At 44.6% G+C, this 11,245-nt stretch carries 11 protein-coding genes; 8 read left to right on the top strand and 3 right to left on the bottom strand.

What is annotated here, in order from left to right; all coding sequences use genetic code 11:
• Nucleotides 1-17: 17 nt before the first annotated feature.
• The 5 genes from gshA to ACXAER_RS17400 all read left to right on the top strand — a co-directional run bounded on the left by gshA (nucleotide 18) and on the right by ACXAER_RS17400 (nucleotide 4,047).
• Nucleotides 18-1,616, top strand: a complete 1,599-nt coding sequence (gene gshA / locus ACXAER_RS17420; RefSeq protein ID WP_474831335.1) for a glutamate--cysteine ligase — start codon at nucleotides 18-20, stop codon at nucleotides 1,614-1,616.
• A 67-nt stretch (nucleotides 1,617-1,683) separates the two neighbouring features.
• On the top strand, nucleotides 1,684-2,322 hold the full coding sequence (locus ACXAER_RS17415; RefSeq protein ID WP_474831334.1) for a transglycosylase SLT domain-containing protein: 639 nt from the start codon (nucleotides 1,684-1,686) through the stop codon (nucleotides 2,320-2,322).
• Between the two features lie 397 nt (nucleotides 2,323-2,719).
• Nucleotides 2,720-3,178 (top strand): hypothetical protein, encoded by a 459-nt coding sequence (locus ACXAER_RS17410; RefSeq protein WP_474831333.1) that lies wholly within the window; start codon nucleotides 2,720-2,722, stop codon nucleotides 3,176-3,178.
• A 135-nt stretch (nucleotides 3,179-3,313) separates the two neighbouring features.
• Nucleotides 3,314-3,733, top strand: a complete 420-nt coding sequence (locus tag ACXAER_RS17405) for a hypothetical protein (protein ID WP_474831332.1) — start codon at nucleotides 3,314-3,316, stop codon at nucleotides 3,731-3,733.
• Between the two features lie 188 nt (nucleotides 3,734-3,921).
• Nucleotides 3,922-4,047 (top strand): hypothetical protein, encoded by a 126-nt coding sequence (locus tag ACXAER_RS17400; RefSeq protein ID WP_474831331.1) that lies wholly within the window; start codon nucleotides 3,922-3,924, stop codon nucleotides 4,045-4,047.
• Between the two features lie 21 nt (nucleotides 4,048-4,068).
• On the opposite strand, the gene smrB is transcribed toward ACXAER_RS17400, so the two are convergent.
• On the bottom strand, nucleotides 4,069-4,719 hold the full coding sequence (smrB, locus tag ACXAER_RS17395) for an endonuclease SmrB (RefSeq protein ID WP_474831330.1): 651 nt from the start codon (nucleotides 4,717-4,719) through the stop codon (nucleotides 4,069-4,071).
• A gap of 152 nt (nucleotides 4,720-4,871) precedes the next feature.
• Here smrB and prmB point away from each other — a divergent pair, with 152 nt between their 5' ends.
• From prmB to ACXAER_RS17380, 3 genes are all read left to right on the top strand, one after another.
• Nucleotides 4,872-5,807, top strand: a complete 936-nt coding sequence (gene prmB / locus ACXAER_RS17390) for a 50S ribosomal protein L3 N(5)-glutamine methyltransferase (RefSeq protein WP_474831676.1) — start codon at nucleotides 4,872-4,874, stop codon at nucleotides 5,805-5,807.
• Nucleotides 5,808-5,816: 9 nt separating this feature from the next.
• Nucleotides 5,817-6,914, top strand: a complete 1,098-nt coding sequence (gene aroC / locus ACXAER_RS17385; RefSeq protein WP_039222880.1) for a chorismate synthase — start codon at nucleotides 5,817-5,819, stop codon at nucleotides 6,912-6,914.
• A 150-nt stretch (nucleotides 6,915-7,064) separates the two neighbouring features.
• Nucleotides 7,065-8,282, top strand: a complete 1,218-nt coding sequence (locus ACXAER_RS17380; RefSeq protein WP_474831329.1) for an MFS transporter — start codon at nucleotides 7,065-7,067, stop codon at nucleotides 8,280-8,282.
• 28 nt (nucleotides 8,283-8,310) lie between these two features.
• Here the strand turns inward: ACXAER_RS17380 and ACXAER_RS17375 are convergent, their stop codons facing one another.
• Both ACXAER_RS17375 and ACXAER_RS17370 read right to left on the bottom strand, forming a co-directional pair.
• Nucleotides 8,311-9,858, bottom strand: a complete 1,548-nt coding sequence (locus ACXAER_RS17375; protein WP_474831328.1) for a SpoVR family protein — start codon at nucleotides 9,856-9,858, stop codon at nucleotides 8,311-8,313.
• Nucleotide 9,859: 1 nt separating this feature from the next.
• Nucleotides 9,860-11,146, bottom strand: a complete 1,287-nt coding sequence (locus ACXAER_RS17370) for a YeaH/YhbH family protein (RefSeq protein WP_474831327.1) — start codon at nucleotides 11,144-11,146, stop codon at nucleotides 9,860-9,862.
• Nucleotides 11,147-11,245: the final 99 nt, after the last annotated feature.

Below are 11,245 nucleotides of genomic sequence, written 5' to 3'. Positions count from 1 at the left end.
CATAACGGACCACCATTTTGACTGTAGACTCATCCCGTTTTGAAGCGCGCATCGCTGCGCTTAAGTCACCCGAGTTCCTATCTGCGCTTAAAGACATAAAGCGCGGAGTAGAGCGCGAGGCCCTTCGTATAAACCCGAACGGTACGTTGGCGCAAACGCCTCATCCTAAACCTCTGGGCTCTGCACTGACTCACGATTCAATAACTACAGACTTTTCTGAATCACTGCTTGAGTTCATTACACCGCCAGAGAATAGCGCAGCCAAAACCATCAATCAGTTAAAAGATATCCATAAATTCGTTATCGATAACATTGGTGACGAGCAGATATGGCCACTAAGCATGCCGTGTTTCATCGAAGATGAAGCCGACATTCCTATCGCTTACTTTGGTGAATCAAATGTAGGGAAAATGAAACGGGTGTACCGTATTGGCCTTAAAAACCGTTATGGCAGTATGATGCAGGCTATTGCTGGCGTTCATTTTAACTTTTCTCTACCTGATAGCTTTTGGAAACTATGGGCTGAACTGAATGGTAAAGAACATTCGCAAGACCAGATTTCAGCGGATTATTTTGGGTTAATTCGCAACTATCGCCGTCTATGTTGGCTCATTCCTTATCTCTACGGCGCGTCTCCAGCACTTTGTGGTTCATTCCTAAAAGGTAAAAAGCACGCTTTACCATTTAAGAAAGTAGGTAAAGGTACGGTGTACATGCCTTATGCCACGTGCCTTAGAATGAGTGACTTGGGCTATACCAGTGCAGAGCAGTCTTCGCTTAAAATCTGTTACAACCAGCTCGATAACTACGTCAAACTACTGCGTGATGCTATGAATACGCCTTCTACGCGCTTCAGCCAATTTGCTGCTGGGGATGAGGGTAATTATCAGCAACTTAGCCGCAATATCATTCAGATTGAAAATGAACTCTACTCGCCTATACGACCAAAGCAGCCTACCAAGTCAATGGAAAAGCCAACAGACGCCTTGGTTCGCCGCGGTATCAATTACATTGAAGTACGTGCGCTAGACGTTAATCCGTTTTCCGCAGTGGGTATTTCACAGACCCAGTTTGATTTCTTAGATGTATTTTTAGTTGCGTGTTTACTAATGCCAAGTGCTGAACTTGATGAAACACAGCTTAACGAAGCGAAAGAAAACATGAATCGAGTAGTACTAGAAGGGAGAAACCCAGACCTAGTGCTACAAAATGGTGGCGTGGGTATCACGTTACCTCAATGGTGTACTTCGCTGTTTGAGTATTTCAAGCAGGCCGCTGAATTACTTGATATGGCTAACGATACTTCTCGCTACGGTGAAGCAGTAAAAACTGAGTTTGCCAAAGTACAAGACCCTGAGTTAACGCCGTCAGGCAAACTGCTTTCTATGCTTTTAGAAGACGACAAAGACAATGGGGTGCTAGGGTTAGAACTTGCACAAGCTTATCAATCTGAGATGAAGTCTTTTGAATACACGGATACGGATGCTGCTGGATTTGCTGCCCAAGCTGACGTGTCGTTTGCTGCTCAAAAAGAAATAGAAGCGGCTGACGTGAAAGACTTCGATACATTCATACGTGATTATTTCGCTGAAGCCCCAGCAAAAAAAAATGCCTGACATAGGTCAGGCATTAAAAGGTTCCAGGGAAACACACATTTTACTAGAACATTAGTTAAGACAAGCTATGAACCAAAAGTTCAGAAAACTGGTTGTTTTTTTATCAACTCTCATCGTTCTTTTTCCGCTGTTTATCGCTGGGTGCGCAACTACGCCTCCTAAAGACATCAGTAATTTGTGCGAAATATTCTACGAAAAGGACGATTGGTATGATGCAGCTGCTGACGCCAGAGATAAGTGGGGCGTGCCAATTCACGTGCCTATGGCTATGATGTATCAAGAAAGCTCTTTCCGTCACGATGCACTACCACCTCGCGATTATGTGTTCTTCGGGCTTATTCCTTGGGGGCGTGTCAGTTCGGCGTATGGTTACTCACAGGCTAAAACGCCTACGTGGGCAGACTACATGCGCGAGACTGATAATAGTGGTGCGGATAGGGATGATTTTGAAGATGCCATCGACTTTATGGGGTGGTTCATCTATAAATCGCAAAAAGTGAACGGTATTTCTAAGTGGGATGCTTACGCGCAATACCTAAACTATCACGAAGGATGGGGCGGCTATAAGCGCAGAAGCTATGACAGAAAACCTTGGCTTAAGAAAGTGGCGTCAAAAGTAAAAGCCCGTTCTTTACGTTACGCGACACAACTGAAAACCTGCGAAGAGGATCTTCAAAAAGGTTGGTTTATGAAGCTGTTTAGCTAGCTTTTAAAAAGCGAATATTTATTTAGTATTTAAGACGCGACTTTTAAGTCGCGTTTTTTATGCCAGTAAGAGACTGAGTATCGAGAAGTAGTGAATGAAAACAACTCGGCAATAGTCATTGTGGCAGATGAAAAAATGAGGGATAGACGGGCGTCTATCCCTCAGCGACGCTAAGCCAAGACCGTTTTTTACCCAACGTCGAACAGGCATTTACAAGATAGTGTAAATGATAATGATTTGCAATAGCCTTTTGATGTTATTTTAATATTCTTTAAATATCGATGTTTTCGTCATTCTTTTTGGATTTTGGTTTGTAGGCGAAATTTAGATTGTTGAATTATACTTCAATGTGACTTTTTTTTTTAAACAGGTAAAAGCGAGCAGCGGTAGCAATTTTATGGAAAGTGAAAAATTTGGCGCACACGGCGATGTTAAAGCTCACTTCGTAGAGGACAGACGGATACTAACCATCGATCTCAACGGCCCTTTCAATTTAGAGTTTATCCGCAAATATCAACGTGTGGTGGGCGCAGAAAGAAGAAAGATTAATGTTCCTCGTTGGGCAAGCCTAGTTAATATTTACGGCTTGGCGCTTGCGCCCCTAGAAGGTACAGCAGATGCGCAACTGATAGTAGAGGAAGCTGTGGACTCAGGGCTCGTTGCCACCGCTGTAGTACTTCATGAACCAGAGGGACTCGCACTGCAGCAAAAGTTTTGGTCTAGAATTTACGATGCATCCACAATACCGTTCCAGTTTTTTAGTGAAGCACCTAAAGCCTCAGAGTGGTTGAGCGAGAAAATTACTTCCCGCATGTGCGTGAAGGGCGTTTATCAAAACAACAACATTATTAGGTAAGGGACTCAAGGTACGAGCAGATTTAACTCATTCGTTTTAACGGTTCCTATCTTTGCAATCATTTCCTTTTCATTAAATGATCTAAGCATCACAACACTTCTTATCAATTCGATAAAGGCATAACAGGAGGTAGCCATGGTAGGAAGTCAGCATCAATATCGTTTTTTCAACGTCAATGATGTGCTATTTGATATCCCAAGCAGCGTATACGACGACAGAACAGTAGACGACTGGTTTGCGGCGATTGTTAAAGAAGGGAGAAAGAGAGAACATTGGGTAATATTCTCTATCCCCGATAAAAGTTTAACTGTCACCCACACCGCAGCAAAGCAACTCTGTAGACGATTGCCCTATCTAAAATCTTATGGCTGTCTTGGCTTTTTGCTTTTAGTGACACACACTAACGCAAAGATTTTTCAACACAGTTTAAAATCTACGCCTTCTAACTTTGACATGAAAGTGAGTGAGTCAATGGAAACACTTTGTAGGTCTGCTGAGCTGATGTTAGGAAGTGAAAACGAACTTAATATCTTTAATCGGTTTGGGTCGAGATAATGTGAAGCGCTCGGTATGCCTGCGCTCTAATTACCCTAACAAATATAAATGTTAAAATGACAAACTCAATTTGACCTAGATCAAGCATTCTAAAAGTTGCCGAAAGGCTAATTTTCACTATTGATCTAGATCACAATCGCTGACACCAGTCTCTTCTATTATGAACTTAGTTAAAGAGGAGACTTATTATGATGTGGACTATGATGAAAGACCCAGTAGTGTGGGGCTCACTATTAGGTATAGGTATTATTGTTGCGATGATGATGTACTACACCTATTTATTTATGCACAACAGTGCAGACGAGAATAAATAGACCGCACTACGCAGCATTGCCCTATCGTTTGTTGTTGTGAAGCGGTATCTCAATAAGCACTAGTAGTGCAGCTTGTCCGCCGTATTCGAGAGGGGCTTGATGGAAAGCACGTACGTGTGGATGCTGGACTAAGTAATGGGGTAGGGCAGCTTTTAACACGCCCTGCCCAAAACCGTGCATCACGCAAACACAATCAACCAGTTCTTTTCTTGCCGTGTGAATAAGCGCAGCAAGCTCTGCTTTTGCCATTTCTCGGGTTAACCCATGTAAATCCAGGGTCATTTCTGGTGAGTAATCGCCGCGACGCAACTGTTTCAAAATATGCGTAGGCTCACCTTCCTGGCAAAAGCGCACAGGGCCTTCTTGAGGTAGTGCTGCCTGGTACATGTCAGAAAAATTAAAACTAGCTGCCAGTTGTTTGCTGTGTTTTAGGTGCTTACCTTTTACCTGCTGCGACTTTTTAAATAATTCAACTTGCTTATCAGGCTCTACCTTATCTTGTGATATAGGTGTGACGCCCTGCATTGCATCTGCAAATGAAAAGGTGTCTTCCTCAGCATTCGTAGACGTCTTTCCATTACGCGCACCTTCCTTTATCGCCTTGTTTGTATGGCGATTGGGTTCAGAAAGTTGCTTCTTTAATGCTTTGAGTTCTTTTTTAAAGGTTTTCATCAACGCTAGCTTGGGTTAATACACTCGAGTTTAACGATTCAAAACGCCTAAATTATAACGAATAGAAAGATTCGGTACGTAGTTAATTATGTGAATCAGTATGAAGTTTGGGTATGATACCAGCTTTGAAATTTTTGATGTACCCAAACGCCATGACCGATAAGTTTTACCTTGAAGAAGCCATTGAAGATCTGCATACCCTGTTAGATATGACACGATGGGCAACCAGCCGTTTTAACGATGCGGCTTTGTACTTTGGTCATGGTACTGATAATGCGTGGGACGAAGCGACCAGCCTCGTTATGCAGGCACTGCATTTACCTCATCCTATCTTAGAGCAGGCTGGCGAGAACATTCTTAGCTCACGCTTGACCAAAAGTGAACGTGAAAAAATTGCCGAGCTTGTTTTAAAGCGCGTACAAACTCGCATGCCGTTGCCTTATATTACAAATGAGGCCTGGTTTTGCGGTATGCCATTTTACGTGGATGAACGTGTGCTTATTCCACGTTCCCCATTTGCCGAGCTTATCCAAAACGAATTTGCGCCTTTTGTTGAGTCAACGCCAAATACTATTCTCGACATGTGCACAGGCGGTGCGTGTATCGCTATTGCACTTGCTCATGCATATCCTGATGCCCAGGTGGATGCCGTTGATATTAGTACGGATGCACTAGAGGTGGCCGACATCAATATTCAGGAACATGGTCTCAGTCATCGGGTTTATCCCATTCAGTCAGATTTGTTTTCTAGCCTAGAAGGGCAGAAATACGACCTTATCGTGTCTAACCCGCCTTATGTTGACGCGGAAGACATGGCTGACCTGCCAGAAGAGTATCATCACGAGCCTGAACTTGCGCTCGCCGCAGGCGACGACGGTTTAGACCTTGTGGACATTATGCTTAAAGATGCGCCAAATTACCTTAATGATGGCGGCTGGCTGTTCGTAGAAGTAGGCAACAGCGAAGTGCATATGAACGAAAGGTTCCCTGGCTTAGAAGTCATTTGGTTAGAGTTTGAAAATGGCGGTTCAGGTATTTTTGCCGTGCGCAAAGACACACTCGTACAGTATTTTAGTAGTAAGGATTAATAGTTAATTATGTCAGGTAACAGCTTCGGAAAACTTTTCACTGTAACCACGTTTGGTGAAAGCCACGGCATTGCAATTGGCGGTGTAGTAGACGGTTGTCCTCCAGGTCTTGAGATCACAGAAGAAGATCTTCAGGTTGATTTAGACAGGCGCAAACCAGGCACTTCGCGCTATACCACAGCGCGAAGAGAAGACGACGAAGTACAAATTCTATCTGGCGTATTTGAAGGCAAGACTACAGGCACTAGCATTGGTTTGTTGATTAAAAACAAAGACCAGCGAAGCCAAGATTACGGCAATATTAAAGACCGCTTCCGCCCAGGTCATGCTGACTATACCTATGATCAAAAATACGGTAGCCGTGACTATCGCGGTGGTGGACGTTCATCAGCCCGCGAAACAGCTATTCGCGTAGCCGCTGGCGGTATTGCGAAAAAGTACCTCAAAGAAGTGCACGGCATTGAAGTGTTAGGCTATTTGTCTCAGCTTGGCCCGGTAACGGTAGATAAAGTTGATCATAGTGTGACTAACACTAACCCGTTCTTCTGCCCAGATGAGTCTAAGTTAGATGCGCTGGACGAGTACATGCGAGACCTTAAAAAATCTGGTGACAGCATTGGCGCAAAAGTATCTGTGGTAGCGAAGAACGTGCCCGTTGGCCTTGGCGAGCCTGTCTTTGACAGGCTAGATGCTGAAATTGCTCACGCTATGATGGGCATCAACGCGGTGAAAGGCGTAGAAATTGGTGACGGTTTTGATGTAATCAACCAAAAAGGAAGTGAGCACCGCGATACATTGACTCCTGACGGCTTCACCTCTAATCATGCAGGTGGTGTACTGGGCGGCATTTCTACCGGCCAGGATATAGAAGTGCACATGGCACTTAAGCCGACCTCGAGCATTTCGGTACCGGGTAAAACTATCAATAAAGACAATGAAGAGATTGATATCGTCACCAAAGGACGTCACGACCCGTGCGTAGGTATTCGTGCTGTACCCATTGCTGAAGCCATGCTGGCACTGGTATTGATGGACCACTTGCTGCGCCACCGCGCGCAAAATGCCGGTGTGCTATCGACCACTAAGCCGATTGCTGGTCAGGCATAGGGTTTAAATCGAAACACCGCAATCTTAAAATCACCACATTCACGCGGTTTACAAATACGCGCAGCACTAAAAACATGCTGCGCCAATAAATTTTATTATTCGCCACTACCCGTTTTGCGCTAGTGGCGTTTTTGCATATGGAGATGTGAATTGTCATCTAATGGTCTAAACCACGCCAAAAGCGCTGAGCCAAGCACAAAAAGTAGCAAAGCTGCGCTCTTTATCCTTGCTGTTACCTACTGGCTTTACTTCGGGCAACTTGGCGTACTTGTTCCATACTTGGGGATCTTTCTCGATGGGCGGGGCTTTTCTTCTGCCGAAATTGGTGAGCTTTTTGCCGTCATTACCCTAGCGCGTATTTTAGGTCCTGGCTTGTGGGCAGGCGTTGCTGATAAAACAGGAAACGCTATAGGCGTCATGCGTTTAGGCTGCTTTCTTACCGTGCTGACTTTTAGTTCTGTCTTTTACTTCACCAGTTTCTGGGGGCTTACGCTGGCGTTCGGTCTTATGATGATGTTTTGGACAGCGGTATTGCCTCAGCTTGAAGTCATCACTATGAACACAGTGGCGAAAACCAAGGCTACCTATGGGCAAATAAGGCTATGGGGGAGCGTCGGATTTATTTTCTTGACGGTAGGAGTGGGTAAGGCCCTAGATATTTTTTCTACTGATACCCCTGTGCATGCCAGTGTTGGTGTACTAGCGCTTTTATTTATAAGTACCTTGTTTATACGCGCGCCGAAAGAAGCTGCGCCTGAATCGTCTACGGCGGGCAGTATTTGGAAGTACGCCAAACAAAAACCTTTTGCTATATTTATCTTCGCTTCAGCGTGCTTGCAAATTAGCTTTGGTGCGTATTACGGCTTTTTTGCCCTATATATGCGAGACCTTGATTACAGCGGACAACAAACCGGCATATTTATCGCGCTGGGGGTACTTGCTGAAGTGGGGATATTTCTGGTTGCCCGCAGGCTTATTAGTCAATTTGGCGTCTGGAATTTATTGTTTGTAAGTATCGCGCTCACAGGGCTACGTTGGTATGTGATGGCGGCATTTGCTGACAGCTTTATGGTGATCGTATTAAGCCAGCTTATTCATGCGTTAAGCTTTGGGTTAACCCATGCGGTATCGGTACACTTTATTCACCAGTTTTTACCTAAGGCGTATCACAGCCGAGGGCAAGCGGTGTACATTAGTGTCGCTTTTGGACTGGGTGGCGCATTGGGTAATTACATGGCGGGGCAGCAATGGCAACAGGGCACTAACGCCTATGAGACTTTCGTTACAGCAGCGGTGTTTGCCGCAATCGGCGCACTGTCATTACTATTGTGTTCACGAAAAGAAATGGAAAGCGCACAAGCAGCTTAATACCTTTTTCTGAGGGCGTACCGCAGGCCTATCCCTGCGGTGCGCGTTTACACTCCGATATCACTTCAACGCCACTATCCCCATTATCTTGCTCTAAACGCACGTCGAATTTCCATAGCCTGTGCAAGTGACGCATGACTTCATCTTTAGATTCACCAAGCGGTATACCGCGCTGTGGAATATAGCGCAGAGTCAATGACCGGTCCCCACGCACATCAACGTTGTGTACTTGAATGTTGGGCTCTAAGTTACTCAAATTGTATTGAGCAGAAAGCTTTTCTTTAATAATTTGATAACCCATTTCGTCATGAATAGCGCTTACCGCAATAAAAGGCTTGGTGGTGTCATCTTCAAGAGCGAATAATTTAAAATCTCGAATCACTTTTGGTGATAAAAACTGACTGATAAAGCTCTCGTCTTTAAAATTTTCCATAGCGAAATGCACGGTTTCCAGCCAGTCTTTACCTGCAATACTTGGCAAATATTTATAGTCTTCCTCAGTAGGCGACTGACATACCCGTTTAATATCCATGAACATGGAAAAGCCAAGAGCATACGGGTTTATGCCAGAATAATAAGGGCTGTTGTACTCGGGTTGCATCACGACACTTGAATGACTGTGCAAGAACTCCATCATAAAGCGGTCGCTAACTAAGCCCTCGTCATACATTTCATTGAGAATATGGTAATGCCAGAAACAAGCCCACCCTTCGTTCATCACTTGGGTTTGTTTCTGCGGATAAAAATACTGTGAGACTTTGCGTACAATACGCACAATCTCCCGCTGCCAGGGTTCAAGTAATGGAGCGTTTTTCTCAATAAAATAGAGCAGATTTTCCTGGGGCTCTTGTGGAAAACGAATTTTTTCTTTGTGCTTGCTGTGCGGGCTATCGGGCAAGGTGCGCCAAAGCTCATTCACTTGCGATTGAAGGTAGGCTTCCCGCTCTTCCTGCCTGTTCTTTTCTTCTTGTAGCGAAATCTTCTGCGGGCGTTTATATCGGTCAACGCCATAATTCATAAGCGCGTGGCATGAATCGAGCATGTTTTCGACCTCGTCATAACCGTACTTCTGTTCGCATTTAGCAATGTAGTTTTTAGCAAATACCAGGTAGTCGATGATAGAGCTGGCATCGGTCCAGGTTTTAAATAAGTAATTACCTTTGAAAAACGAATTGTGCCCGTAGCAGGCATGGGCTATCACCAGCGCTTGCATAGTAATGGTGTTTTCTTCCATTAAATACGCAATACAGGGGTCAGAGTTAATAACAATTTCGTAAGCCAAGCCCATTTGTCCGCGACGATATTGTTGCTCGGTTTGAATAAACTTTTTGCCAAAGCTCCAGTGCGTGTAATTAAGCGGCATACCTATGCTGGCGTAGGCATCCATCATTTGCTCTGCGGTAATGACTTCAATTTGATTAGGGTAGGTGTCTAGCTTAAACTTTTTAGCGATGCGATCGATGTGCTGCTCGTACTCTTCGATAAGCGGAAATGTCCAGTCGGGCCCATCGCTTAGCAAATGTCGTTTTGATGATTTAGCCTTGCTGTTTTCTGTTGCGATAGCGTCGGTTGTCATATTAGGCTCCTTGCTGCGCATCTTGCTCAGAGCGTTTGAATAGCTCTCTGAACACAGGATAGATGTCGGCCTGGGTTTGTATGTGCTTACATACAAAATTATCGTGAGTGGCGGCGACTTTCTCGTATTCACGCCACAAGCTTTGATGTTGCCTTTCTGTTATTTCGATATAGGCATAATAGCGGGTGGCCGGCAGCAGTTTTGTGGTAAGCAAATCGCGGCATTGTGGCGAATCGTCAGCCCAGTTATCGCCGTCAGACGCCTGTGCTGCATAGATATTCCAGTCTCCATCGCTATAGCGCTCACGCACTACTTCATCCATTAGTTTCAAGGCACTTGAAACAATGGTACCGCCAGTTTCTTGAGAATAGAAAAACTCCTGCTCGTCTACTTCTTTAGCCTGAGTGTGATGGCGAATGTATACCACGTCTACGTTTTCGTAAGTGCGACTTAAAAATAGATAAAGCAAAATATAGAAGCGTTTTGCCATTTCTTTAGTGGCTTGGTCCATAGAGCCAGACACATCCATTAAACAAAACATCACCGCTTTACTTGAAGGAAGCGGGCGCTTGTCGTAGTTTTTAAAGCGTAAATCAAACGTGTCGATAAAAGGCACTCGAGCTATTTTGGCTTTAAGTGCTTCAATTTCTTCTTTTAGTGCATTAATAGCCAGCGTATTGTCGTGCTTGTCTTCTACAAGCAGTACCAGTTTTTCTTCAAGCTCTTTGAGTTTCTTTCTATCACTTCCGCTTAGGGCAATACGCCTTGCTACAGAACCTTTGAGTGAGCGAACAATATCAAGGTTACTTGGTACGCCGTCGGTCTGATAACCTGCGCGGTAGGTTTCGAATTGGGTGACTTTGTCGAACTGATTTTTCTTTAAATTTGGAAGCGCTAAATCTTCAAATAGTAAGTCTAAATATTCGTCTTTGGATATTGAAAATACGAACTCGTCTTGCCCTTCACCCTCGTTGCTAGCGTCGCCTTCACCTGCGCCTTTACCGCCACCACCTGGCGGTCTGTCAATTTTATCTCCTGCAGTGAATTGGTCGTTGCCGGGGTGGACAATATCTCTACTGCCACCTCGTCCTGTATGAAAAATAGGTTCAGAAATATCTCTGGCTGGAATGCTAATTTGCTCGCCAGAATCTAAGTCGGTAACAGAACGTTTTCCCACAGCATCAGATACAGCACGCTTTATTTGCTGCTTGTAACGCTTGATAAAGCGCTGGCGGTTTACCGTACTCTTGCCTTTGCTGTTTAACCTTCGGTCTATGAAATGCGCCATACACACCTGCTTGAGTTGTTGTGAACTACAAATACCGGCACTAAAGCGCGCTTAGCGCACGCTTTAGTACCAATTACGTTCTAGAAGCTTCTAGCCTTT

The organism is Alteromonas sp. AWJ4_199, assembly GCF_056159165.1.
Note: the sequence above shows the minus strand (reverse complement) of the source record. Positions and strands in the feature narration are given on the sequence as shown.